Annotated in this window: 24 protein-coding genes; all 24 read right to left on the reverse strand. The window is 40.1% G+C overall.

Features of this window, described 5'->3' with window-relative positions:
• Window position 1: 1 nt before the first annotated feature.
• On the reverse strand, window positions 2–280 hold the full coding sequence (locus ACVIJU_RS11725; protein ID WP_063386705.1) for a DUF503 domain-containing protein: 279 nt from the start codon (window positions 278–280) through the stop codon (window positions 2–4).
• Entirely contained in the window at window positions 280–2,442 is a 2,163-nt protein-coding gene (infB, locus tag ACVIJU_RS11730) for a translation initiation factor IF-2 (RefSeq protein ID WP_144597752.1), read from the reverse strand. The genes ACVIJU_RS11725 and infB overlap by 1 nt, the downstream gene beginning before the upstream one ends.
• A gap of 19 nt (window positions 2,443–2,461) precedes the next feature.
• The gene (locus ACVIJU_RS11735; RefSeq protein WP_063386703.1) at window positions 2,462–2,761 is read right to left on the reverse strand and encodes a YlxQ family RNA-binding protein; all 300 of its coding nucleotides are present in this window, start codon (window positions 2,759–2,761) and stop codon (window positions 2,462–2,464) included.
• On the reverse strand, window positions 2,758–3,042 hold the full coding sequence (gene rnpM / locus ACVIJU_RS11740) for an RNase P modulator RnpM (RefSeq protein WP_063386702.1): 285 nt from the start codon (window positions 3,040–3,042) through the stop codon (window positions 2,758–2,760). The genes ACVIJU_RS11735 and rnpM overlap by 4 nt, the downstream gene beginning before the upstream one ends.
• 12 nt (window positions 3,043–3,054) lie before the next feature.
• A complete protein-coding gene (gene nusA, locus ACVIJU_RS11745) occupies window positions 3,055–4,176 on the reverse strand; it encodes a transcription termination factor NusA (RefSeq protein WP_339192932.1) in 1,122 nt (373 codons plus the stop codon).
• Window positions 4,177–4,199: 23 nt separating this feature from the next.
• Window positions 4,200–4,676 (reverse strand): ribosome maturation factor RimP, encoded by a 477-nt coding sequence (rimP, locus tag ACVIJU_RS11750; RefSeq protein ID WP_063386700.1) that lies wholly within the window; start codon window positions 4,674–4,676, stop codon window positions 4,200–4,202.
• Between the two features lie 173 nt (window positions 4,677–4,849).
• Window positions 4,850–9,175, reverse strand: coding sequence for a PolC-type DNA polymerase III (locus ACVIJU_RS11755; RefSeq protein ID WP_327856303.1), 4,326 nt, complete (start codon window positions 9,173–9,175; stop codon window positions 4,850–4,852).
• A gap of 118 nt (window positions 9,176–9,293) precedes the next feature.
• A complete protein-coding gene (locus ACVIJU_RS11760; RefSeq protein ID WP_063386698.1) occupies window positions 9,294–10,994 on the reverse strand; it encodes a proline--tRNA ligase in 1,701 nt (566 codons plus the stop codon).
• Between the two features lie 35 nt (window positions 10,995–11,029).
• Complete coding sequence (gene rseP, locus ACVIJU_RS11765; protein WP_063386697.1) at window positions 11,030–12,289, reverse strand: RIP metalloprotease RseP; 1,260 nt, start codon at window positions 12,287–12,289, stop codon at window positions 11,030–11,032.
• A gap of 14 nt (window positions 12,290–12,303) precedes the next feature.
• Entirely contained in the window at window positions 12,304–13,452 is a 1,149-nt protein-coding gene (dxr, locus tag ACVIJU_RS11770) for a 1-deoxy-D-xylulose-5-phosphate reductoisomerase (protein ID WP_063386696.1), read from the reverse strand.
• Window positions 13,449–14,261, reverse strand: coding sequence for a phosphatidate cytidylyltransferase (locus ACVIJU_RS11775; protein ID WP_063386695.1), 813 nt, complete (start codon window positions 14,259–14,261; stop codon window positions 13,449–13,451). The genes dxr and ACVIJU_RS11775 overlap by 4 nt, the downstream gene beginning before the upstream one ends.
• Before the next feature lie 15 nt (window positions 14,262–14,276).
• A complete protein-coding gene (locus tag ACVIJU_RS11780; RefSeq protein ID WP_063386694.1) occupies window positions 14,277–15,050 on the reverse strand; it encodes an isoprenyl transferase in 774 nt (257 codons plus the stop codon).
• Window positions 15,051–15,168: 118 nt separating this feature from the next.
• The gene (gene frr, locus ACVIJU_RS11785; protein ID WP_063386693.1) at window positions 15,169–15,726 is read right to left on the reverse strand and encodes a ribosome recycling factor; all 558 of its coding nucleotides are present in this window, start codon (window positions 15,724–15,726) and stop codon (window positions 15,169–15,171) included.
• Window positions 15,727–15,728: 2 nt separating this feature from the next.
• Window positions 15,729–16,451: a UMP kinase gene (pyrH, locus tag ACVIJU_RS11790; protein WP_063386692.1), complete on the reverse strand. Its 723-nt coding sequence runs from the start codon at window positions 16,449–16,451 to the stop codon at window positions 15,729–15,731.
• A gap of 109 nt (window positions 16,452–16,560) precedes the next feature.
• Window positions 16,561–17,442 (reverse strand): translation elongation factor Ts, encoded by an 882-nt coding sequence (tsf, locus tag ACVIJU_RS11795; protein WP_063386691.1) that lies wholly within the window; start codon window positions 17,440–17,442, stop codon window positions 16,561–16,563.
• A gap of 76 nt (window positions 17,443–17,518) precedes the next feature.
• On the reverse strand, window positions 17,519–18,220 hold the full coding sequence (gene rpsB, locus ACVIJU_RS11800; protein WP_063386690.1) for a 30S ribosomal protein S2: 702 nt from the start codon (window positions 18,218–18,220) through the stop codon (window positions 17,519–17,521).
• Window positions 18,221–18,369: 149 nt separating this feature from the next.
• On the reverse strand, window positions 18,370–18,849 hold the full coding sequence (locus ACVIJU_RS11805) for a DUF6115 domain-containing protein (RefSeq protein ID WP_327862743.1): 480 nt from the start codon (window positions 18,847–18,849) through the stop codon (window positions 18,370–18,372).
• A gap of 28 nt (window positions 18,850–18,877) precedes the next feature.
• Entirely contained in the window at window positions 18,878–19,648 is a 771-nt protein-coding gene (locus tag ACVIJU_RS11810; protein WP_063386688.1) for a FliA/WhiG family RNA polymerase sigma factor, read from the reverse strand.
• 35 nt (window positions 19,649–19,683) lie between these two features.
• On the reverse strand, window positions 19,684–20,181 hold the full coding sequence (locus ACVIJU_RS11815; RefSeq protein ID WP_063386687.1) for a chemotaxis protein CheD: 498 nt from the start codon (window positions 20,179–20,181) through the stop codon (window positions 19,684–19,686).
• A gap of 4 nt (window positions 20,182–20,185) precedes the next feature.
• Entirely contained in the window at window positions 20,186–20,812 is a 627-nt protein-coding gene (locus ACVIJU_RS11820; RefSeq protein WP_063386686.1) for a chemotaxis protein CheC, read from the reverse strand.
• Window positions 20,796–21,269 carry a chemotaxis protein CheW gene (locus ACVIJU_RS11825; RefSeq protein ID WP_063386685.1) on the reverse strand — a complete coding sequence of 158 codons (474 nt, stop codon included), beginning with the start codon at window positions 21,267–21,269 and terminating at the stop codon, window positions 20,796–20,798. The genes ACVIJU_RS11820 and ACVIJU_RS11825 overlap by 17 nt, the downstream gene beginning before the upstream one ends.
• A 25-nt stretch (window positions 21,270–21,294) precedes the next feature.
• Window positions 21,295–23,355 carry a chemotaxis protein CheA gene (locus tag ACVIJU_RS11830; RefSeq protein ID WP_063386684.1) on the reverse strand — a complete coding sequence of 687 codons (2,061 nt, stop codon included), beginning with the start codon at window positions 23,353–23,355 and terminating at the stop codon, window positions 21,295–21,297.
• Window positions 23,356–23,374: 19 nt separating this feature from the next.
• Window positions 23,375–24,427 (reverse strand): protein-glutamate methylesterase/protein-glutamine glutaminase, encoded by a 1,053-nt coding sequence (locus tag ACVIJU_RS11835; protein ID WP_063386683.1) that lies wholly within the window; start codon window positions 24,425–24,427, stop codon window positions 23,375–23,377.
• Between the two features lie 5 nt (window positions 24,428–24,432).
• Window positions 24,433–25,308 carry a MinD/ParA family protein gene (locus tag ACVIJU_RS11840; RefSeq protein WP_063386682.1) on the reverse strand — a complete coding sequence of 292 codons (876 nt, stop codon included), beginning with the start codon at window positions 25,306–25,308 and terminating at the stop codon, window positions 24,433–24,435.
• Window positions 25,309–25,313: the final 5 nt, after the last annotated feature.

Raw genomic sequence — 25,313 nt, forward strand, 5'->3', positions numbered from 1 at the left:
GCTAAAACCAGTCAAATGTTGTAATGGTTCGTTCAATTTCAGGAAAAGAATCGATCAACTTCAATGCCTGGTTCAGTTCTTTTTCCGCGATGGCGCGGCTCGATGCAAGGCAGGCAATGCCGATTTCGGTCCGCTGCCATGCATCCTGAAAGCCGATTTCTGCAACACTGACATTAAATTTGTTTTGCAGTCTTTTTATAATTCGTTGCACTACTGCACGTTTTTCTTTTAAAGAAGAAGCTTCAAAAATCATGCATTCACATGATACCATTCCGAGCATTATTTTTTAACTTCCTCCATGATGAACGCTTCAATCGTGTCGCCTTCTTTAATATCGTTAAAGTTTTTAATCGTAAGTCCGCACTCATATCCTTGAGCAACTTCTTTTACATCATCTTTAAAACGTTTTAAAGTGTCAATTTCACCTTCAAAAATCACGACTCCGTCCCGAATTAAGCGAACGCCGCTGTCGCGTGTAACAGAACCATCTGTGACGTAGCAGCCGGCAATTGTACCGATTTTAGAAACTTTGAATGTTTGCCGCACTTCAAGGGTACCGATCACTTTTTCTTCGTATTCAGGATCAAGCATACCTTTCATAGCCGCTTCGATTTCTTCGATCACTTTATAAATGATGCGGTGAAGGCGAATGTCGACGTTTTCCGCTTCCGCTGTTCTCTTCGCATTCACATCCGGGCGAACATTAAAGCCGATCACAATAGCGTTGGAAGCAGAGGCAAGCATGATGTCATATTCCGTAATGGCACCGACACCGGTGTGAATAATTTTTACTTTTACTCCTTCAACATCGATTTTTTGAAGAGCTGATGAAAGAGCTTCAACGGAACCTTGCACATCTGCTTTGACGATTAAATTAATTTCTTTTATATCATTTTGCTTAATTTGTTCAAATAAATCATCAAGGCTTAGCTTTGTCTTTTCGCTGCGCTGCTCTTCCAGCTGTTTTTTCGCACGGGCTTCACCGATTTGACGCGCTTTTTTCTCATCTTCAAATACCATAAATCTGTCGCCGGCTAATGGAACTTCATGAAGACCGGTGATTTCAACCGGAGTGGACGGTAAAGCTTCTTTTACACGTTTTCCGACATCATTCACCATCGCACGCACCCGTCCATATGTGTTTCCGACAACAATTGGATCACCGACACGAAGCGTTCCGTTTTGAACAAGCAATGTTGCAACTGAACCTCTGCCTTTATCAAGCTTTGCTTCAACAACCGTACCGGTTGCAAGACGATTCGGATTCGCTTTTAACTCTTCCATTTCCGCAACGAGCAAGATCATTTCCAATAGTTCAGGAATTCCGTCACCTTTTAATGCCGAAATTGGCACAAATATCGTGTCGCCGCCCCAATCTTCCGGTACAAGGCCATGTTCCGTTAATTCCTGCATCACACGGTCAGGATTTGCCGTCGGCTTATCCATTTTGTTGACCGCTACAATAATCGGCACATTCGCAGCTTTTGCATGGTTAATTGCCTCAACTGTCTGCGGCATAACACCATCATCTGCAGCAACGACTAAAACAGTAATATCTGTTAATTGAGCACCGCGGGCTCTCATTGTTGTAAACGCTGCATGGCCAGGTGTATCTAAAAATGTGATCTTTTTCCCTTCCACTTCAACCTGGTAAGCGCCGATATGCTGCGTAATGCCTCCAGCTTCGCCTTCAGCCACTTTTGTTTTTCGAATGGAATCTAAAAGAGTCGTTTTCCCATGGTCAACATGCCCCATAATTGTCACAACAGGAGGACGGCTGACAAGATCTTCTTCCTTGTCTTCGATTTCATACTTTTCAAATTCCGTTTCATCGAAAACAATTTCTTCTTCCACTTCAACGCCGTATTCAGAAGCGATCAGTTCGATAATGTCCTTCTCCAGCTCTTGGTTGATTGTTGCCATGACGCCGAGCATCATGAGCTTCTTAATGATCTCTGACGGTTCTTTATGGAGTTTGTTGGCAAGCTCAGCGACTGTTAAAGAGCCTTGATACGTAATTTTGGACGGCAATTCTTTTTTGCTTGGAGCTTCATTTTGAACCGCTTTTTTGTTTTTCTTTCCATTTTTTTTGTTTTTATGTTTCGTTTGTTGAATCGGAACGTTTTGTTTGCGTTCCTCGCGTTTTGGAGAAGGTTTTTTGCCTGATTTTTTCTTGTTCAATACGATATCCTCATCGTCATCAAATGGAATGTCATCATATGCTGCATGCTTTTCTGCCTTTTGTTTTGGTTGATGATCTTTTTGAACGTTTTTCTTAGGTTGTTCCTTTTGATATCGTCCATTGAGTTTTTCAATTGTATTGCTGTCGATCATTGACATGTGGTTTGCAACATTTATATTCATTTCTTTTAATGTATGGATTACTTCTTTGCTCGTTATATTTTGTTGTTTTGCATATTCATATACTCGCATTTTACCCATACGTTCACCCCCAAAGTAGTTATTCAAGTAGAAGCTTCAACTTCTTGGCAAAACCTTCTTCCGTCACGGCAACAACTACTCTTTCTTCCTTACCGATCGATTGCCCAAGTTCGTATCGGTTTGGGGCAATCACGAGCGGAACTTTATAAAACGAACATTTATCCGTAATTTTTTTCTTCGTGTTAGAAGAAGCATCGTCTGCCAATAAAACGAGTTTTGCACGCTTATTTCGAACCTCTTTCAAAACAAGTTCTTCTCCTGAAATCACTTTTCTTGCCCGATAGGCAAGGCCTAATAAAGATTTCCATTGTCCATTCATGGCAATGAAGGTTTCTCCTTCTCAGCTAGCTGAATTAATTCATCATATATAGATTCCGGAACAGGCGCATCTAAATGGACGGATAGCACATTTTTCTTTTTCGCCTTTAAAATGCAGTCTTTATCAAGAGTGATATAAGCACCGCGTCCATTTTTCTTTCCTGTTAAATCAACCGAAACTTCTCCTTCTTTCGAACGAACGATTCGAACAAGCTCCTTTTTGGGTCTCATTTCGCCAGTCGCCACACATTTTCTCATCGGAATTTTCTTTTGCTTTGCCACTGGTAACCACCTCTATTCGTCTTGTTCTTCTCCGTGTTCATCATCCGTATTGTCAAATTGGAATAAACTATCATGCTCTTCGCGAGGATAGATGTTCAGCTCTCTCGCTTCCGATTCGCTTTTAATATCAATTTTCCATCCGGTTAATTTGGCAGCGAGGCGAGCGTTTTGCCCTCTTTTGCCAATCGCAAGGGATAATTGATAATCAGGAACGATGACGGTTGTAGCTTTTTCCTCTTCATCGACAATAACGTCCAAAACTTTTGAAGGACTTAAAGCATTTGCAACAAATTCAACAGGATTTTTAGACCAGCGAACGATATCAATTTTTTCGCCATTCAACTCGTTTACAATTGCTTGAACACGCTGGCCTTTTGGTCCAACGCATGATCCGACCGGGTCAACTTCCGGATTGTCGGAATGAACCGAAATCTTTGATCTGTCACCTGCCTCCCGGGCGACTGATTTAATTTCCACTGTCCCGTCATATATTTCCGGAACCTCCAATTCGAATAAACGCTTCAACAGCCCCGGGTGTGTTCTGGAAACAAAAATTTGTGGTCCTTTTGTTGTTTTTTCTACTTTTGTAATGAATACTTTAATTCGGTCATGAGGTTCGTATTTTTCATTCGGCATCTGTTCCGATTGTGGGAGGAGAGCCTCTATTTTCCCTAGACTTACGTATATATATTTGGGATCAGTTCTTTGGACGATTCCGGTCATGATATCTTCTTCACGATCAATAAATTCCGAATAAATGACTCCTCTTTCGGCTTCACGAACTCGCTGCGTAACGACTTGTTTCGCAGTTTGTGCAGCTATTCGTCCAAATTCTTTCGGTGTCACTTCAATTTCAACGACATCGCCGATTTCATATTGGGGATTGATGTTCATCGCATCATGGATGGAAATTTCCAAACGGGGATCCATTACTTCTTCCACCACTTCTTTTCTCGCAAACACCTGCATCGTACCTGTTTCGCGATTAATATCGACACGCACGTTTTGCGCTTGGTTAAAGTTGCGTTTGTATGCAGAAATGAGGGCAGCTTCAATCGCATCTATAATAACATCTTTACTAATGCCTTTTTCTTTTTCTAATACTGTCAAGGCATCTAAAAGTTGGCTGTTCATAAAATGATGTTCCTCCTCATCACTTAAATATTAAATGAAACGGCAAGTCTAGCTTTTGCAATTTTTCCCCAAGGAATTTCCACTTGTTTAGTTTTTGTTTTCACTCTTATTTCGAGTGTGGCAATCTCGCCGTCAAAATCCGTTAAAACCCCTTCAAAATGTTTTTCCCCGTTGATCGGCTCGTAAGTTTTAAGTGCGACATTTTTCCCGACAGCCTTTTCAAAATCGGCCTTTGTTTTTAAAGGGCGTTCAGCGCCTGGAGAAGATACCTCCAAGAAATAGTTGTGAGGAATCGGATCGATTTCATCCAGCTTTTCGCTCAGACGTTCGCTTACCATACCGCACTCTTCAATATCGACACCATCTTCAGAATCAATAAAAAGCCGTAAATACCAATTTTTTCCCTCTTTTACATATTCAATATCTACTAGTTCCAGTTGTAAATTTTCAAGAATTGGCGATGCTAGTTCTTTGACGAGATCTGTTATAGATTGGCTCATATTTTCCTCCTTAATTTCAGCGTTTCAGAAAGGGACATCTATTTAATCGTCATAAAAAACTAGTTCCAATAGGAAAGAGTGGGTTTTTTCCCCACTCTTTCGTTAGGCTTTTTTTAGCATTTCCATAAATGAATATAACATAACCTAATCAGGTTTGCAAATTGAATCGCAAATCAGAAAAGGGAGAGCTGATTTTGCTCAGGCAGCGATGCCAAACAGCCATGATTTTCAAGATATTCCATAATCGTTTTTGAAATTTTTGTCCGCTCCTGCAGATCCTCTTTGGATAAAAATTCTCCTTCTTCTCTCGCTTTGACAATATTGATGGCCGCGTTCGTACCAAGCCCTGGTATCGAATTAAACGGTGGTATCAGGCTGTCGCCGTCAATAATGAATTCTTTGGCTTGAGAGCGGTATAAATCTACTTTTTGGAATGAAAATCCACGCTCCGTCATTTCAAGTGCCATCTCCAATACGGTCAGCAAGCTCTTCTCTTTTGGAGAAGCATCGAGCCCTTTTGCACTGATCTCTTCAATTTTCGCTCTGATTGCGGTGCTTCCTTTGATCATCGTTTCGATGTCAAAATCGTCCGCTCTGACTGTAAAATAAGTTGCATAGAATAGCAGAGGAAAATGCACTTTAAAATATGCAATCCGCACAGCCATTAATACATAAGCTGTCGCGTGAGCTTTTGGAAACATATATTTGATTTTTTTGCAAGATTCAATATACCAGTCTGGAACGCCGTTCTTTTTCATCTCTTCTTCCCATTCGGGAATCAAGCCTTTTCCTTTCCGAACCGACTCCATAATTTTAAAGGCTAACGACGGCTCCAATCCTTGATAGATTAAATAAACCATAATATCGTCGCGGCAGCCAATGACCTCACTTAATGTACATGTGCCGCTTTGAATCAGTTCTTGTGCGTTTCCTAGCCAAACATCTGTCCCATGGGACAATCCTGATATTTGGACAAGCTCTGAAAATGTCGTCGGTCTTGTTTCCTCCAACATTTGGCGGACAAATCGCGTGCCGAACTCTGGAATCCCTAGAGTGCCCGTTTTACAGCCAATCTGCTCCTCTGTCACGCCAAGTGATTCGGTTGAGGAAAAGATTTTCATTACTTCCGGATCATCTGTTGGAATGGTCTTCGGATCGATTCCGCTTAAATCTTGAAGCATTCTGATGACCGTCGGATCATCGTGCCCTAGTATATCAAGCTTTAATAAATTGTCGTGAATGGAGTGGAAATCAAAATGTGTCGTTTTCCAATCAGCGCTTGTATCATCTGCCGGATATTGAATTGGAGTAAAATCATATATATCCATATAATCGGGAACAACGATGATTCCTCCGGGATGCTGTCCTGTCGTCCGCTTGACCCCCGTACATCCTTTCACAAGCCGATCGACTTCTGCACTGCGGAAATGCAGATTATGATCGTTCATGTAGCCGCGGACAAATCCGAAAGCTGTCTTTTCGGCAACGGTGCCAATTGTTCCTGCACGGTACACTTTATCTTCACCAAACAGCACTTTCGTATAATTGTGTGCCCTCGGCTGATATTCACCTGAAAAATTCAAATCAATATCAGGCACCTTGTCTCCTTTAAATCCTAGAAACGTTTCAAACGGTATGTCATGCCCGTCCTTTTTATATGGTGCTCCGCATTGCGGACAATTTTTATCAGGAAGATCGTATCCTGATCCTACAGAGCCATCATTGAAAAATTCGGAATGCTTGCATTTTGGACAAACGTAATGAGGCGGAAGAGGGTTCACCTCAGTAATTTCCGTCATCGTGGCAACAAAGGATGAGCCGACTGATCCCCTTGAACCGACCAAGTACCCGTCATCCAAAGATTTTTTTACTAGTTTGTGAGATATCAAATAAATGACGGCAAATCCGTGGCCGATAATGCTTTTCAACTCTTTTTCAAGCCTTGCTTGAACGATTTCCGGCAATGGGTCTCCGTATATTTCTTTGGCACGATTGTAACTCATTTCCCGAATTTCTTCTTCGGCACCGTCTATTTTCGGTGTATACAGATCATCTTTAATCGGTTTTACATCACCTATGAGAGAGGCGATGTACTGGCTGTTTGTCACAACAATTTCTTTCGCTTTTTCATCGCCTAAAAAACGAAAAGCATCCAGCATTTCATTTGTTGTACGGAAATGCACATCAGGCAATGTATGGCGGTTTAAAGGATTCGCTCCCCCTTGCGAAGAAATTAAGATTTTCCGGTAAATTTTATCTTCCTTGTTTAAATAATGGACATTGCCTGTTGCCACAACCGGAATCGACAGCTTTTCCCCTAGTTTGACTATGTTTGCAATGATTTCTTTGATCGCTTGTTCATTTCGAACCTGCTCCGTCTCAATTAGAGGGTAATATACTTCCGGTGGATGCACTTCGAGAAAATCATAAAATGAAGCCATCTCTTCAACTTCTTCTGGACCTTTTTGCATCATTGCTTCGAAAATTTCTCCCTTGTCGCAGCCTGAACCAATTAAAATGCCTTCCCTATGCTTTAACAATACAGAACGGGGAATGCGCGGAACGCGATAAAAATATTGAACATGGGAAAGAGATACAAGCTTAAATAAATTTTTCAGCCCTGTTTCATTTTGCACAAGAAGCGTCGCGTGAAACGGTCTTGCCCGCTCATACGCTTTTGAATCCCCAGTCCGCTCATTCAGCTCATCATGATAAAGAATTCCTCGTTCATTTACCTCTTGCAGCAATTTTACAAGCAAATAGCCGGTTGCTTCCGCATCATAAATGGCTCTATGATGCTGTACAAGCTCTATATCAAACTTTTTGCACAATGTATTCAGGCGGTGGTTTTTTAAATTAGGATATAAATATCTTGCAAGTTCAAGAGTATCAATGACAGGGTTGTCCGCCTTTTTAACCTGCAAATATTTTTTGTAGCCTGCATTAATAAAGCCCATGTCAAAGCTTGCATTGTGGGCAACTAAAATGCTGTCGGCTGCCCATTCTTTAAATTTGTACAAAACTTCATCGACGTCGGGAGCATTTTGAACCATATCATCGGTAATTCCCGTCAGTTCTATCGTTGTTGCTGAAAGCGGATGGTGAGGGTTGGCAAACGATTCAAATCGGTCGATAATTTCCCCGTTTTTTATTTTCACCGCTGCAAGTTCAATGATCGTGTCGTATACAGCCGAAAGCCCTGTTGTTTCAACGTCAAACACAACAAAGGTATCTTCGCTTAAAAGTCTGTGCGATTCGTTATAAGCAATCGGTACACCGTCATCAACAATATTTGCTTCAAGACCGTAAATCATTTTAACGCCAAACTTTTTGCTTGCAGCATATGCCTCTGGAAAAGATTGGACAACTGCGTGATCTGTCAATGCAATCGCTTCATGGCCCCACATTTTAGCTTGTTCAACAAGATCTGTGATCGATGTGACGGCATCCATTTGGCTCATCTGCGAATGAAGGTGCAATTCCACCCTTTTCTCTCCTTCAGGTGCGGTATCGAGCCGTTTTTTCGGGTTGATTTCATTAATGTCATTGGCAATCATGACAAGATCACGAACAAATGTATCGTTTTGAATGCTTCCGCGAACTTTCAGCCACATTCCTTTTTTGATCGATGCAAGCAATGCATTATCTTCTTTATCGCGGCCGAACATTTTGACTAAAATGGAATTGGTATAATCGGTAATTTTAAACGTGCATAACGTTCTTCCGCTTTTTAATTCCTTTGTTTCCGCCTCAAAAACATATCCTTGAATGACGACTCTCCGCTCTTCATCAAAAATGTTATCAAGAGTGCGAATTTCTTCGTCATCTTTTATTTTGTATCCGATAATAAGAGGACCTTCCTGCTTTTTAGGCTCCTGAGTTTGATTTTCCTTTCCATTTTGCTTCATTTCCATCATTGCTTGTAAAATCCGCTCTTCGTCTTCTTTTTGCTTCTGCTCCAAAAATTTTTCCCATTCTTCGTTAGATGCATCGATCACCGTGTCGATAGTCAGCTTTGGAAAGCCGTACTTCTCGTACGCCTGCTGGATGATGGGGCCGTATTTTTTCTTGATCGTTTCATTTTCCGTCTCATTTCTCGTGCGAATCATTAATTTTTGCTTTTCCAGCTTCGGCATTTGTTCTTTTAACAGTGATAATATCGGCGGAGAAACCCCCTCCATTTCTTGGAGGCAAAACTCCCAGTAGTCTTGAACGAGCTGTTCATCATATTCTTGTTTCACAGTTGTAATGTGAAACGTAACATTGGCTAAATGAGAAAATGTTTTGTTCAATCTTCTATCAAACAATTGCAGGATACGAAATGGAAGAATGTTTTCAAGCCGAAAAGAGAAATCCCATAATTTAGATTTTTTATGAACTGTTAATTTTAAGATCGCTCCGTTTTGGAAATAAGGGTAGATTTGATCATCCGTCATTTCAAGCTGTTTCAACAAAATCTGAAACCGTTCTTTTTGCTGCTGCAAGTCTTTATCATCCATTGGTTTCCCCTCTTTCCCAAAAAGTTAATAGGGGGCTTGACCCGTTTGACAAATTATCATAAAGGCAAGACCCCCTACTCTTTACCTATGCCAGCTTCATCTGCGGCATCCAGCTTCATTAGCGGAGAAGTTTGGCAAGCTGCTCTTTTAGCTGATCAACAGAAACTTCTATACTATTTCCGCTTTTTCTTTCTTTCACTTCTACAATCCCTTCACCAGCTCTTTTTCCGACCGTTATTCTGACAGGAATGCCAATTAAATCACTGTCAGCAAATTTCACACCCGCCCGTTCAGCACGATCATCATAAAGGACTTCGTATCCTTTCGCCTGCAAATCGTGATAAATTTGCTCTGCAACCTTGACTTGTTCTTCGTTTTTCATATTAACCGGAATAAGGTGGACTTCAAACGGAGCTAATTTATTAGGCCAAATAATTCCATTTTCATCATGAAATTGCTCGACCACCGCAGACAGTAAGCGTGAAACACCGATACCATAGCATCCCATGATGATAGGGTTTGTTTTTCCCTTTTCATCTAAAAATTCTGCCTTCATCGCTTCACTGTATCTTGTGCCAAGCTTAAAGACGTGGCCGACTTCAATGCCTTTCGCGAACTTGATCCGTCCCTTTCCGTCCGGCGAAGGGTCCCCTTCCTGAATAAATCTTATATCTTCATACTTGGTAACGGTAAAATCCCGATCAGGGTTTACTCCGATATAGTGCAAATCGTTTTCATTTGCCCCGCATATTCCATTTACGACTGCTTGAACTGCATAATCTGCGACAATTTCCACTTTGTCGGATGCGCCGATCGGTCCTAAAAATCCGGGTGAAACTCCCATTACCTGCTCTGTTTCTTCAGCTGAAGCAAGTTCAACAACTGATGCCTGATAAAGGTTTTTCAGTTTCACGTCATTGACCTCATGATCACCGCGGACAAGAACAAGAACGAACTTTTCATCTACTTTAAATAAAACGGATTTTATTAATTTTTCCTTCGGAACTTGGAAAAACTGCGCCACTTCTTCAATGGATTTTTTGTTTGGCGTTTCTTTTTTTTCAAGCTCTATGAGCGGTTCGTCAACCTTTTCATAAGATGCAACTACCGGAGCCATTTCAATATTTGCTGCATAATCGGACGAATCAGAATATGCGATCGTATCTTCTCCGATTTCCGAAAGCACCATAAATTCATGAGTATCTTTACCGCCCATTGCTCCCGAATCAGCGATGACTGCGCGAAAGTTCAACCCACATCGAGTAAAGATGCGGCTGTATGCTTCTCGTACCTGTTCGTACACTTCATCTAAGCTTTCCTGTGTAGCATGAAAAGAGTAAGCATCTTTCATAATGAACTCTCGTCCCCGCAAAAGACCGAACCGCGGACGCTTTTCATCCCGGAACTTCGTTTGAATTTGATAAAGGGTGAGCGGCAGACGTTTATAAGATTTGATCTCATCTTTTACCAAACTTGTTATAACTTCTTCATGAGTCGGACCTAAAGCAAAATCACGCTCATGACGGTCTTTCAATCTCATTAATTCTGATCCGTATGAATACCAGCGGCCAGACTCCTGCCAAAGTTCTGCTTGCTGCAAAGCCGGCATTAGCAGCTCCACCGCTCCGATCCGGTTCATTTCCTCTCTGATAATATTTTCAATTTTGGTTAACACTCTATGAGCAAGAGGCAGATACGAATAAACACCGCTAGCTGTCTGCCGAATGTATCCGGCACGCAACAGCAGCTGGTGGCTTTTAACTTCCGCATCTGCTGGATTTTCTCTCATTGTGGGTATAAATGACTGACTCTGTTTCATTTAAAGCACCTCGAATTTGATTTCTATATTATTTTTTAAAGGAAAAACTTTTGGATGTCATTCCATGTCACAACGAGCATTAACAGCATTAGAAGTGCAAATCCGATAAAGTGGACGATCCCTTCTTTTTGTCGATCAATCGGTTTTCCCCGGACCGCTTCAATGGCAAAAAACAATAAGCGTCCTCCATCTAGAGCTGGAATTGGAAGCAAGTTCATAATGCCAAGGTTAATGCTTAAGAGAGCCGTCCAGCTCAATAGGCTTGTCAAGCCTGTTTCTGCAACTTTTCCTGTCATATCATATATGCCGACAGGTCCAGAGAGCATATCAATTGAAAATTGTCCGGTTATCAGCTTCCCAACCGCAAATATTATTTCTTTCGACCATGTATAGGTCTCAACTAAGCCATATTTCAAAGAACCGAAAAATGTTTTTTCAACCGGGGAATAAACTCCTATTTGGCCGATCGTTTTGTTTTCGGATTTCACAGAATCCGGCGTTACCGTCATTTCCAATTCTTCTCCGGAACGTTCAATTGAAAAAAGAAGCTCATTCTCCGGATTTGCTCTGATCATTTCAACGACATCTTTCCACGAATTCATCGGCGTTCCTTCTATTTCTTTTACAACATCGCCTTCCCGTAATCCTGCTTGTTCAGCCGCGCTGTCAGGGACGATTTCTCCTAAAACCGGTTCATTCACGGGCACTCCTTGGCTTAAGCCGAGGTAAAACAAAACTAAAAACCCTAATAGAAAATTCATAAAAGGTCCGGCAGCAATGGCGAGCGTTCTTTGAACGAGCGTTTTTGAAGCAAATTGCCTGTTATAAGGTGCAATTTGAATTTCTTCACCGTCAACTACATAAAAGGATGTTTCGCTTACTTCAAACCTTTTTAGACCGCTGTCTTCTCCATCTTCATAGCCTGTGATAAACATTCCATGTTCCAAATCTGCTTGTTCAACTTCAATCACTTTTGCATTAGGATACTTTTCTTTTCTGTTTAAAATAATTTTTTCAACTTGTCCTTTCTGATTAAACAATAGTCCAACCTGATAGCCAGGTTTGACCTCAATCATCTCCGGGTCTTCCCCCGCCATGCGCACGAAGCCGCCGATAGGCAAAAGCCTGATCGTATAGACCGTTTCTTTTCGTTTAAACGACAAAATTTTCGGCCCGAAGCCGATTGCAAATTCACGGCATAAAATGCCTGCCCTTTTCGCCATAACTAAGTGCCCTAATTCGTGGAAAAACACCAATACGCCAAAAATAACGACAAATGCGATCACCGTGTTCACTTATTTTACCACCTCTAATTAATTAAAGATTGAACAAACTGTCTTGTCCTTCCATCCGCTTCTTGTATATCCTCCAAGGTCGGATTGAAAAGCGGAGCATGTTCTTCTAATGCCCTTTCCACAAGTTCTTCTATCTTTAAAAACGGAATTTTATCTTCCAAAAAAGCATTGACTGCCACTTCGTTCGCTGCGTTTAAAACAGCAGGCATTGTACCTCCTATTTTACCCGAATCAAAAGCAAATTTTAAGCAACGGTATCGATCAAAATCAATTTTTTCAAAATGAAGCTGTCCATATTTTGTTAAATCCAATCTTTCGCTTTCATAAGAAGGAATTCTATTTGGATATGTAAGCGCATATTGAATCGGTATTTTCATATCAGGAGTTCCAAGCTGCGCTATGATGCTGCCATCATGAAATTCGACCATCGAGTGAATGACGCTTTCTTTATGCAGCAGCACATCAATTTGGTCGTATGAAACAGAAAAGAGCCAATGTGCTTCAATGACTTCAAGCCCTTTGTTCATCATCGTCGCAGAATCGATCGTTATTTTTGCGCCCATTGACCAGTTCGGATGGTTTAACGCTTCCTTAACTGTAACATGCTTTAATTCATTTCGCGATTTATCCCGAAAGCTTCCTCCTGAAGCCGTTAAAATAAGCCGTTCGACGCTTTCCTTTTTTTCCCCGTTCAAGCATTGGAAAATCGCGGAATGTTCACTGTCCACAGGAAGAATTTGCACATTGTGTTTTCGAGCATAGTCGGTCACAATTTGTCCAGCTGTAACAAGTGTTTCCTTATTCGCTAAAGCGACCGTTTTTTTCGCTTCGATCGCTTTTAGTGTTGGAATAAGCCCGACGCTCCCAATGACCGCATTCACTACTATCTCGCCTTTATGATAAGCAGCCGTTTCACACAGCCCGTCATGTCCGTATGTAAGCTGACAGTTAGAAGGGATGTTCAAACGAATTTGATCATAAATTTCACGATTTTTGACAGCAACAAGCTCTGGTTTAAATTCATGAACAGCCTTCAATCCAAGTTCGATATTTTCTCCAAATGACATCGCAACTAGCCTGAATGAATCCGGATTTGCTCGAATCACATCGAGAGTTTGCTGCCCAATAGATCCTGTCGCACCCAGCAAAATAATTTTTTTCACATTGTCACCCCTTGTCTACTGATCAATTGGATGAAGAAATATAAAATCGGCATAATAAAAATCAAGCTGTCAAAACGGTCAAGAACTCCCCCGTGGCCTGGAAAAATCGTTCCGGAATCCTTTGTGCCGTAATGGCGTTTAAAAGCGGACTGTACTAAATCCCCCATTTGTCCAACAATAGAAACAATGACGGACACAAAAACGGTTTGAACATATGTCGGTAAAAAATTTGCAAAATAGTGGAAAATTAATCCAACCAAAATTGCCGAGAAAATCCCTCCGAAAAATCCTTCGACTGTTTTATTAGGGCTGATTTCAGCTGATAGTTTTTTCTTTCCGAAGGCTCGGCCGATAAAGTAAGCGCCTGAATCAGTCGCCCAAATCGTTAGCAGAGCAAACAAAAGCTTGTCTAGACCTAACACTCTCATTTCAATAAAAAAATAAAATCCGACTCCCACATATATGATCGCAATGAGCGCAAATCCAACGTCATCAAAAGAAAATTGATTTTTTGAAAACACTGTATAGATCAATAACAGGATCGCGCCAAAAAAAAGAAAGCCAGTTTTACTTATATGTATTTGATGAAGCAAATCAATATAACGGTTTGGGAAAATTAAAATCCATAAAAGGATAAAGCTGAACAAAACTGGAAATGAAAATAAATGAAACCGTTTCATTCTAAATAATTCAAACAATCCAACTGATGCGAGCACATAAATAGCAATTGTCAGCGGAAGTCCGCCAATAATGACAATTGGTACAAATAAGGCTAAAGCACAAATTGCTGTAATGATTCGTGTTTTCATTTTTTTTAGCTCCTTCTATACGCCGCCGAATCTGCGGATTCTCTGCTGATATTCGCGGATTGCCTCCAAAAAATGGTGTTCATTAAAATCCGGCCAGAGCACATCCGTAAACCAAAATTCAGTATAAGCCAGCTGCCAGAGCATAAAGTTGCTTAGCCGAATTTCTCCGCTTGTCCGAATTAACAGGTCAGGATCTTTGAGCTTTTTCGTCATTAAATAGTTGGAAAACAATTGTTCATCTATGTCATCTATATGTAGTTTTCCATCTTCGCGGTCTCTTAATATTTTTTTTACTGCTTCAACAATTTCTGTTCTGCTGCCATAGTTCAACGCAAAATTTAAAATCAGCCCGGTGTTTTGCTTCGTTTCATTCACAGCTTTCTTCACAGCATTTACCGTATAATCGGGGAGCATAGATTGATCGCCGATAACCCGAACTTGCACGTTTTCCTGTATTAATTCCGGCAAAAAAGTCGATAAAAATTCGACCGGAAGGCGCATTAAATAATTAACCTCATCTTTTGGCCTTTTCCAATTTTCTGTTGAAAACGCATATAAGGTCAAAACTTTGATGCCGATATCGCTCGCTAATTTCGTAATTTTTTTAACTACTTTCATTCCTTCCCGATGGCCGGCCATCCTAGGCAGCGATCTTTTTTTCGCCCATCTTCCGTTTCCGTCCATGATGATGGCCACATGTTCCGGTATTTCATTTACTAAAATGTTTTCTTTCGCCACCAAGTTTTTGGAACCTTTGCTGCTCTTTTTTTTATAAGGAAAATTAAACATAAGAATCCTCCACCGAGAATAATATGACATTAAAAAATGTAGCAAATCCTCTTGAACAAAAAAACCCCCTGTGAGAAAAGAGGGTTTTTAGCACATTTCTATTGTACATTCATTTTGTTTAAACTTCCATGATTTCTTTTTCTTTTTCTTTTGTTGCGGAATCAATTTTTTTAATGTATTCGTCCGTCAGTTTTTGTACATCATCTTGAAAACCGCGCAGTTCATCTTCTGTAATGTCGCCCGCTTTTTCTAATTTTTTTAATTCATCATTTGCATCTCTGCGAATGTTTCGCACAGCGACTTTTGCATCCTCTGAATATTTGCGAACTACTTTTGTCAGTTCTTTTCTTCGCTCTTCCGTCAATGGAGGAATGGCAATGCGGATGACGGATCCGTCCGATGTCGGCGTTAATCCAAGATCAGATTTTAAAATCGCTTTTTCAACCTCACCGATTGTCGATTTGTCATAAGGCTGAACAACAAGCAAACGTGCTTCTGGCGTAGAAATCGATGCCAATTGATTTACAGGAGTTGGAACTCCGTAATAGTCGACCTGAATTTTATCAAGCAAAGACGCGTTTGCCCGGCCTGCACGAACACCTGCTAATTCACGTTTGAAAGCTGATAAAGCTTTTTCCATTTTTTCTTTCGCTTGTGAAAGAACTTGTTTAGACATGTTTATTTCCCCCTTACAATTGTTCCAATATTTTCTCCTAAAACAGCACGTTTAATGTTGCCTTCTTCCATAATCGAGAAAACAATTAAAGGAATATTATTGTCCATGCATAATGAAGAAGCTGTTGAATCCATGACAGCCAACCCGTCTTTTAATAAATCTAAATAAGATAACTCATCATATTTTACCGCTGAGGCATCCTTTTTTGGATCTGCGCTATATACACCATCTACATTATTTTTCGCCATTAAAATGACATCTGCTTCGATTTCAGCGGCTCTTAACGCAGCCGTTGTGTCTGTTGAGAAATAAGGATTTCCTGTTCCTGCTGCGAAAATGACTACTCTTTTCTTCTCCAAATGGCGAATGGCTTTTCTTCTTATGTACGGTTCTGCGACTTGTCGCATTTCAATTGAAGTTTGCACTCGGGTAGGAATGCCGAGTCCTTCCAAACTATCTTGTAAAGCTAAAGAATTCATAACAGTCGCCAGCATTCCCATATAGTCTGCTGTTGCCCGATCCATCCCCATCTCGCTGCCGATTTTGCCTCTCCAAATGTTTCCGCCGCCAACAACTACTGCGACTTCTACACCCATTTCAGCAATTTCCTTTACTTGTCTGGCAATTGACTGTATGACGGAAGGATTAATTCCAAAACCTTGAGCTCCAGCAAGCGCCTCTCCACTTAATTTCAGCACGATACGATGATATTTTGGCGTACTCATATTAACCTCCAAGCTATTTCTTGACGCTATATATAGAAAAGTTGAAACAAAGGGTTTTCAAAAAGAGGGAACACTCGCTTGTGTTCCCTTCTTAACATTTTCATGACTTTTATTTCTTAATTTGATTCATAACTTCTTCAGCAAAATTTTCTTGACGCTTTTCAATTCCTTCTCCAACTTCATAGCGAACAAACGCTTTTACGTTTGCGTTTTGTGCTTTGACGAAATCTCGTACTTTTTGATCAGGATTTTTTACAAAATTTTGCTCTAAAAGGCAAATTTCCTCAAAAAATTTGCCGAGGCGGCCTTCAACCATTTTTTCTACAATGTTTGCAGGTTTTCCTTCTTGAAGAGCTTGTTTTTTAAGAACTTCGCGTTCGTGCTCCACTTCAGCCTGAGGAACATCTTCACGAGAAATATAACGCGGATTAACCGCTGCGATATGCATTGCTACATCTTTTGCAGCAGATTCATCATTTGTTCCCTCAAGCACCGTTAATACTGCAATGCGTCCGCCCATGTGCAAGTAAGCGCCGAAGACATCTTGATCATTTTTCTCGACAACTTCAAAACGGCGTAGTGTAATGTTTTCGCCAATTTTAGCAATAGCAGCATGGATGTATTCTTCCACTGTTGAACCGTTTTCCATTTTGGAAGCCAATGCGTCTTTTAAATCAGCTGGTTTGCTTGCCAGCAAGTGTTTAGCCAAATCTTCAATTAATTGTTTAAAAGAATCATTTTTTGCAACGAAGTCTGTTTCGGAATTCACTTCCAAAATAACAGCTGTATTGCCGTCAGTTTTGATTAATGTCAAGCCTTCTGCAGCGATTCGGTCAGCTTTTTTCGCAGCTTTCGCTATGCCTTTTTCACGAAGATAATCTATTGCTTTGTCCATATCACCATTTGTTTCAGTCAATGCCTTTTTGCAGTCCATCATGCCTGCACCGGTTTTTTCCCGAAGCTCTTTTACCATTTGAGCAGTAATTGCCATAAAAGTTCCTCCTTCAATTCGTATGCTTAAAAAAGGTGATAAAAGGCTAAAATCCCCTCTTATCACCTTTTGTCATTTAGGCAGTTGTAGTTTCTTCGCCTTGTTTGCCTTCTAAAACAGCATCTGCTATTTTGGAAGTTAACAATTTGACGGCGCGGATTGCATCATCATTTGCAGGGATTACATAATCGATCTCATCCGGATCGCAGTTTGTGTCAACGATGCCGATAATCGGAATATTTAATTTGCGAGCTTCCGATACAGCGATGCGCTCTTTGCGAGGATCGATAATATAAACAGCATCAGGCAGCTGTTTCATTTCCTTAATGCCGCCTAAAAATTTCTCAAGGCGTTCCAATTCTTTTTTCAAACGAACTACTTCTTTTTTCGGCAATACATCAAATGTGCCGTCTTCTTGCATTTTTTCAATTTCTTTTAAACGAGCAATTCGTTTTTGAATTGTAGCAAAGTTCGTTAATGTTCCTCCCAGCCAGCGCTGATTGACGTAAAACATTCCTGCGCGTTCTGCTTCTTCTTTAACAGATTCCTGCGCCTGCTTCTTCGTACCAACGAATAAAATGTTGCCTCCATTTGCAGCTAACTCTCTTGCAAATTGATACGCTTCCTCAACTTTTTTTACTGTTTTTTGAAGGTCAATGATGTAAATTCCGTTCCGTTCAGTGAAAATATAGCGTTTCATTTTCGGATTCCAACGGCGTGTTTGATGACCGAAATGAACACCAGCTTCTAATAATTGTTTCATTGAAATAACTGACATTTTCATTCCTCCTAATGGTTTTTCATCCTCCGCCCGCTTCATTTTTAAGCATGACTGCACAAAACAGCACCGATGCTTAAATCAACAGACGTGTGTATTAGCACCAAAAACAAATATAACATATGGAAGTTTGGCAATCAAGAAAGAATTCAATCGTTTTGTTGAAATTTCATGACGAGTTCAATTTCTGTTTTGCCGACATGTAATGTTTGTGCAATTTCGTCTATAGTATATCCTTTCTCTAATAATTGGAATACTTGTTTATGCAAATTTTTTCTTTTATCTTTAGGCTCTTCTATAAGCTCTGCATCCTTGTCGATAGGCTCTACATCCGCGCTCGCATCTTTCTGGATTGTGCTCACTTCCACCTTGTCTTCCAGCTGCGCAACTAATTTTTCGAGATCAAAAGAACCGGGCTTGACGCTGTTTTGCTCGAGCTGTTCAAGAAATTGTTTGTTTTCTTCTTTTAATTCCAATAAAAACATCGCGAGCGAATCTTCTGCTTCTTTTAATAATTGTTCCTGCTTTTCTTCTATTTTTTTTACATTTTGATAGCGTGTATAAAGGAGAATGATAAAGTAAAACGAAACGATGTGCAAAACAAAGCTCAGTAAAAGAAATACCGCCATTTTTCAACCTCATTTAATTGTATTCTTTTTAAGATAAAAGCTTAACGAGCGTTCCTTTTAATTTATATAATGCTTTCGAATGAATTTGCGAAATTCTCGAAGTGGACAAATTCAGCACGTTTCCTATCTCTGTTAATGTTAGCTCTTCTTTATAAAACAAGCTTAATACGAGCTGCTCCTTATCGTTTAATTGTGAGATCAATTTTGTTAAATGCTCAAATAATTCCTCTTTTAACAGATGCTCTTCCGGAGTTAATGTTTTATCATCCTTAAGGACAATATTCATCTGTTCCCCTTCTTCTTGGTCATGCAATTGTTCATCAATTGACAAGACATTGGCAAAAAAGTTTTCATTGACGACATGAACGACTTCTTCGGGTGTCATACCCAACTCTTCTGCAACTTCATTAGGCGTCACATTGCGATGATATTTTTGCTCCAATCGCTCAATGGCTGCTTCCACTTTTTTTGCTTTTTCCCGAAAACTTCTTGGAAGCCAATCTTCTTTCCTTAGTCCGTCAAGAATGGCTCCGCGTATGCGGAAGGATGCATACGTATCGAATTTTAAATCTCGTGTAGGGTCAAATTTTTCCAGTGCATCATATAATCCCATCAATCCAAAACTTATTAAATCATCTTTATCGACATTTTTTGGAAGACCCACTGAAATACGACTGACATGATAGCGGACAAGCGGCATATATTTTTTGACGAGCATGTTGCCCGCATCTTGATCACGGTGACGAAACCACTTGTCCCAGTACACCCTTTCATCATTCAGTGTCATCGATTGGACCATTGCCTTTTTCCTCCTTCTAAAATGTCAATCTCCGGCTATATTTGCTTCACTCCAAGATTGACGGTGCGAATCGTCAAAATGAATGAATTCGTATCAAATTCAATGGTTCTTCCATTTTTACCGCCAACATCTTCGCTAACGATAGGGATATTACTGCTCAACAAATGCTGTTTGACCGCTTCAACATTTCTCGGACCTATGCGCATGATTTTGGAAGATGGCCGATGCGGAAACATTTCAGCTCCTCCAGCTATTTTCGCTTTAAAAAACATGATGTTTCCTCCATAGTTTTTTAAAAGACGAATTAATTCTGTTACAGCCGTATCCGCATATTTTGCACAATTTAAAGGCTCCTTGTTTGAAAGCGAAGAATCAGGCAGCATTATATGAGCAAGTCCTGCCAATTTATTTACATCATCATAGATGACGAGTCCGACGCAAGATCCTAATCCAGTTGTTCGAATTTTCCACGGAGCTTTCACAACATTCATTTCCGAAATACCGACTTTTACAACATTTTCAAAATGCCCCATTTCACTAAACCTCTAATATGTCAAAAATTTTTTTATATGACTGTGAGTCGGGCAGAAAGAAAATATGCCCTCTTATTAATTCGGAATCTTGATGCCCTTCTTCTTTTATAACAGCATCGATGACAAGTGCTTCATCACTTTCAAGCGAAAGCTCGATCAGAGCATGACTGATAATCGCGCCGAACATATCACATTGGATGGCAGGAACGGACGGATTAACCATCAAATTGGTCATGTTCGATAAAACAGATAAATAGGATCCAATCAGGATGTTGCCGAGCTCCTGCAAAACAGAGCATTCCATTTCTTTCACAGTTGAAGCATCCTGAAGAACATAATCATTCATTAATGCTTTTGCATATTTTTTAGCCTGCGGGATCGGCAAAATGAAAAACATCGATCCAGTTATATCCTCTTGAATGCGGATGTATACAGCCGTAACCTCTGTTTCCGCACCGCCTGCTAAATCCATCACATCGTTAAAAGAGGCGACATAAACGTTCGGAACTTTCATTTCAATTTTTTTATTAAGAAGCTGGGACAGACTCGTTGCGGCATTTCCCGCTCCGATATTGGCAATTTCCTTTAATATATCGATCCTTTTGTTTGATAAATCAAACAACTTGCTCATGCTCTATTACCCTCTGATTTTCTTTGCTCAGCACTTTTTCAAGGTCAAGGAGCATAATCAGCCGTTTATCCAATTTTGTAATTCCTTTTATAAACTCGGTTTCGACTTGTTCGATGACGCTTGGAGCAGGTTCAATACTGTCTTCAGATATATCGACGACATCATTGGCAGAATCAACAATCAATCCAACTTCCATTTCATTTTGAACAGCTATAATCACTCTCGTCTGATCTGTTATTTCTTTTTCCGGCATATTCAATCTTTTTCTTAAATCTATGATCGGAGTGACAACACCGCGCAAATTGATGACTCCTTTTATATAGTCAGCTGTTTTCGGAACGCGGGTGATATGGTCAACTTTTTCAATCGATTTCACATTTTGTACAAAAACCCCGTATTCTTTGTCTTGCAGCTGAAAAACTATGACCTTCTGTTCATTAAATACACTATTTGCCATTCTCATCTTCCCCTTCCATCAAGCATTACTGGATTAATGCATTACAATCAACGATCAATGCAACTTGACCGTCTCCTAAAATTGTGGCACCTGAGATGGCGAATACATTTGTCAAATATTGTCCTAACGATTTCAAAACAATCTCTTGCTGACCGATGAAGGAATCGACAACTAGACCAGCCATTTTATCTCCTTTTTTGACAACGACGATTGAAACATAATCTTGGTCATCCTCGGCGTCCACTTCAAAAATTTCTTTTAAAAACACTAGAGGTACAATTTTTCCGCGATAATCAATCACCTTGTTTTGATGTGTCTGTAAAATATCTTCTTTTTTAATAACAAGGGATTCAATGATAGACGAAATCGGAATACCGTATTTTTCATTTCCAACTTCAATGAGCATGGCGGAAATAATCGTTAATGTCAGCGGGAGCTGGATCGAGAATAAAGATCCTTTTCCTTCTTCCGACTCGATGGTGATGCTTCCTCCGAGCGATTCGATTGTATTTTTCACTACATCAAGCCCTACACCCCGTCCAGAGACATCTGAAATTTTTTCAGCCGTTGAAAAGCCTGATGCGAAAATGAGTTCATGAATTTGTTTTTCCGTTAATGTTTCGCTTGCCTCTTTTGTAACGATTCCCCGCTCAATAGCTTTTTGCAATACCTTTTTCTGATTAATTCCTGCACCGTCGTCTTCGATTTCGATAAAGACATGATTTCCGCTGTGATATGCGCTGAGCCGCAGCGTTCCTTCTTCTTTTTTGCCATATTTCAGGCGGGTTTCAGGCGTTTCAATCCCATGGTCGATCGCATTTCGGATTAGATGCACAAGCGGATCGCCAATTTCATCAATGACGGTCCGATCCAATTCGGTTTCTGCGCCAGTGACAACTAAATTGATTTTTTTATTTAAATCGCGGGCGAGATTTCTCACCATTCTCGGGAAGCGGTTAAAAACGGTTTCGATTGGGATCATGCGCATATTTAAAATAATGTTTTGCAAATCAGCTGAAACTCTGGACATTTTCTCAACCGTTTCTTTCAGCTCCGAGTGATTTAATTCTTTTGATATTTGCTCTAAACGCCCTTTGTCGATGACTAATTCTTCAAACAAGTTCATTAAAATATCGAGGCGCTCAATGTTGACGCGGATCGTCTTTTGCTGGTTTTTCTTCTGTTTTTGGCTAGTGTCTTTCGAGCTGTCCTTCTGCTGACGGCTTTGCTTGCTGGAAACAGTAGTTTGTTTGCTAGCAGCAGTTTGTTGGCTGGCATTAGATTGTATGCTGGAAACAGACTGCTGTACTCTTTCAGTACTTGGCTTTTCTACATTCACTTTTTCAACTAGTACTTCTTCAACCTCTGAAATTTTCAATAGGCTGTTCCGGATAAAGTCCTTATCTTCCTTCGTAATGTAGGCAACCGAAAAATTGTTGTCAAATTTTTCTTCTTCGAGTAAATCAACAGAAGGCGATGATTTGACCACTTCCCCGTGCTTCTCAAGCAATTCAAAAACCATAAATGCTCTCGCTGCTTTTAAGATGCAGTCTTCTCGAAGCCGAATGTTGATTTCGTATACTTGAAATCCTTGTTCAATTGATTGAAGAATGACCGTCCTGTCATATTCATCAAACTTCAGTTTTTTCACATCCTGCACTTGTTCTCTTGATGTTTCATTTTCAGCTGTCTCATCTTCAATTTGTTCTCCGCTTTCAATCGCTTGCAGTTTTTTCACAATGGCCGAAACATCTTTTTTGCCGTCTCCTCCATCCGCAATCGATAAAACAATTTCCTCCAAATTCTCCAATGCTTCAAAAAGGACATCCATAATTTCAGGCGTTACTTCTAATTTTTGATTGCGAATGGCGTCAAACACATTTTCTATTTTATGTGTTAAATCGGCTAAATCTTCAAACCCCATCGTTGCGCCCATTCCTTTTAATGTATGGGCGGAGCGAAAAATTTCGTTCACAATTCCTAAATCATCCGGATTTTGTTCAAGCTCCAAAAGCTTTTCGTTGCACGACTGCAAATGTTCTTTACTTTCTTCAATAAAAATGTCCAAATATTGATTCATTTCCATGGCAGCACACTCCTTGGATTTAGATCAGCTTTTGAATTAAATACGGAATTTCCATTAAATCTTCCACGTAATCAACCACATTCGCTTGGATGGCGGATTTTGGCATCCCAAATATAATGGAGGTTTTTTCGGACTGTGCGATCCCTGTCGCATCTGTCCTTTCTTTTAATGCTTTTAATCCTTTTGTCCCGTCAGAACCCATTCCCGTTAAAATACAAGCAATCGTTTGATAATATTTTAAATTCGATAAAGATTCAAACAGTACATCTACTGAAGGTCTGTGCCCTCTCTTTTTTTCCGATTGATCCAGTTCAATGAATAAATTCCCTTGTTTTTCTATTACTTTCATATGGCTGCCTCCAGGCGCTATGTATGCTACCCCATTTCTGACGATTTCTTGATGCTCGCCTTCCTTTACTTCGATGTTTGACATTTCATTTAATCGTTCAGCCAACGATTTTGTAAATCCTGGCGGCATATGCTGTACGATGAAAATCGGCGAATTCAGGTTTTTCGGGAAGCATGGAACGATTTTTTGAAGGGTGCTCGGTCCGCCAGTAGAAGTTCCAATGGCAATTAAAGATTTTTTTCGCTGTCGATGGCTCTTTTCTTTCATCATCTCCTTTCGAGGAAATGTGTCGATCTCTTTTTTTAACATCTGAACTTTTTCTTTTGCCCGTTTTGCTGCTAGAACTTTTGCAATTAATTCTTCTTTCACTTTAAATATGTCAAGAGATATGGAGCCGGAAGGTTTCGGGATAAAATCAAACGCCCCGAAAGCTAAAGATTTTATCGTGTTTTCGGCTCCTTCTTTCGTCGAACTTGAAAGCATAATGACTGGCCTTGGAAACTTGTCCATGATAATCTGCAAAGTATCAAGCCCGTTTAAAACCGGCATTTCAATATCTAACGTCACAACATCAGGATCAAGCTCTGCGATCTTTTCAATTCCTTCTTTTCCATTTTTAGCTGTGCCAATCACATCAATGGAAGGACTCTCTAAAAGTAAATCGGAAATCAACTTTCTCATAAATGCCGAATCATCAATAACCAAAACCTTTACACGACTCAAAAACATCACCTACTTGAAAACAAAGATCTAAGAGAATGAATAAATCCTTTTCTTTTTATTTTACCATTTAAGTACATCTCTGTTATATTTTCTAGTGCTTTCGATATAGGAGCATTCGGAAAACGCAAAATAAACGGAATTTGTTCCATGACTGATTTCTGCACATGATCATCCTCCGGCAAACTGCCGAGCAAATCAATTGTTTTATGTAAAAAACGCTCTGCAGTGGTTCTAATTTTTTCCCATGTTTCTTTCGCTTCAATGTTTTTCTTGAATCGATTGACAACTACTTTCATCACCTTTTCTTGATCGAACTGGTGAATGAGCTTTATCGCACTGTAGGCGTCCATAATCGATGTCGGTTCAGGCGTCGTAATGACGATAATTTCGTCCACTGCAAGCAAAAATTTCAAGCTGTCTTTCGAAATTCCTGCCCCCATATCAAATAAGATGGTGTCGTATTTCTCTATTATTCTTTCAAGCTCGTAAAGAAAAAATTGAAACTCTGCTTCATCGATTGTGACAATATTGGAAAGGCTCATTCCTCCTGACAAATACTGCAAATTTAAAGGGCCTTTTTTGATAATTTGTTCAATTCCAATGCGGTTTTTCAGCAAATCGACAATTGATCTTTCTTGATACTGCTGTCCCAGCAAAAGATCGATGTTTGCCATCCCAATATCGCAATCTACCAGCAGTACACGGTCGTTTCGTTTTTTGATCAAGTTTAAAGCGAAATTTAAAACGAAATTCGATTTGCCGACTCCCCCTTTTCCGCTAATCACAGCCACTGTTTTTGCATGACGGTTAGGCGGAGAGTCTTTTATCACCGCATATTTGTTTTGTTGAATAATCCTTCTGAGTTGTTCTGCTTGATCCATATCCT

The organism is Aeribacillus sp. SP014, from assembly GCF_054055575.1.

Excerpts from the sequence above, each read along its gene's own strand:
- ACVIJU_RS11725 (WP_063386705.1), bottom strand. The coding sequence starts at position 280 with ATGCTCGGAATGGTATCATGTGAATGCATGATTTTTGAAGCTTCTTCT.
- infB (WP_144597752.1), bottom strand. The coding sequence starts at position 2,442 with ATGGGTAAAATGCGAGTATATGAATATGCAAAACAACAAAATATAACG.
- ACVIJU_RS11735 (WP_063386703.1), bottom strand. The coding sequence starts at position 2,761 with ATGAATGGACAATGGAAATCTTTATTAGGCCTTGCCTATCGGGCAAGA.
- nusA (WP_339192932.1), bottom strand. The coding sequence starts at position 4,176 with ATGAACAGCCAACTTTTAGATGCCTTGACAGTATTAGAAAAAGAAAAA.
- rimP (WP_063386700.1), bottom strand. The coding sequence starts at position 4,676 with ATGAGCCAATCTATAACAGATCTCGTCAAAGAACTAGCATCGCCAATT.
- ACVIJU_RS11755 (WP_327856303.1), bottom strand. The coding sequence starts at position 9,175 with ATGGATGATAAAGACTTGCAGCAGCAAAAAGAACGGTTTCAGATTTTG.
- ACVIJU_RS11760 (WP_063386698.1), bottom strand. The coding sequence starts at position 10,994 with ATGAAACAGAGTCAGTCATTTATACCCACAATGAGAGAAAATCCAGCA.
- ACVIJU_RS11775 (WP_063386695.1), bottom strand. The coding sequence starts at position 14,261 with ATGAAAACACGAATCATTACAGCAATTTGTGCTTTAGCCTTATTTGTA.
- ACVIJU_RS11780 (WP_063386694.1), bottom strand. The coding sequence starts at position 15,050 with ATGTTTAATTTTCCTTATAAAAAAAAGAGCAGCAAAGGTTCCAAAAAC.
- frr (WP_063386693.1), bottom strand. The coding sequence starts at position 15,726 with ATGTCTAAACAAGTTCTTTCACAAGCGAAAGAAAAAATGGAAAAAGCT.
- pyrH (WP_063386692.1), bottom strand. The coding sequence starts at position 16,451 with ATGAGTACGCCAAAATATCATCGTATCGTGCTGAAATTAAGTGGAGAG.
- tsf (WP_063386691.1), bottom strand. The coding sequence starts at position 17,442 with ATGGCAATTACTGCTCAAATGGTAAAAGAGCTTCGGGAAAAAACCGGT.
- rpsB (WP_063386690.1), bottom strand. The coding sequence starts at position 18,220 with ATGTCAGTTATTTCAATGAAACAATTATTAGAAGCTGGTGTTCATTTC.
- ACVIJU_RS11805 (WP_327862743.1), bottom strand. The coding sequence starts at position 18,849 with ATGGCGGTATTTCTTTTACTGAGCTTTGTTTTGCACATCGTTTCGTTT.
- ACVIJU_RS11810 (WP_063386688.1), bottom strand. The coding sequence starts at position 19,648 with ATGGTCCAATCGATGACACTGAATGATGAAAGGGTGTACTGGGACAAG.
- ACVIJU_RS11815 (WP_063386687.1), bottom strand. The coding sequence starts at position 20,181 with ATGGGGCATTTTGAAAATGTTGTAAAAGTCGGTATTTCGGAAATGAAT.
- ACVIJU_RS11820 (WP_063386686.1), bottom strand. The coding sequence starts at position 20,812 with ATGAGCAAGTTGTTTGATTTATCAAACAAAAGGATCGATATATTAAAG.
- ACVIJU_RS11825 (WP_063386685.1), bottom strand. The coding sequence starts at position 21,269 with ATGGCAAATAGTGTATTTAATGAACAGAAGGTCATAGTTTTTCAGCTG.
- ACVIJU_RS11830 (WP_063386684.1), bottom strand. The coding sequence starts at position 23,355 with ATGGAAATGAATCAATATTTGGACATTTTTATTGAAGAAAGTAAAGAA.
- ACVIJU_RS11840 (WP_063386682.1), bottom strand. The coding sequence starts at position 25,308 with ATGGATCAAGCAGAACAACTCAGAAGGATTATTCAACAAAACAAATAT.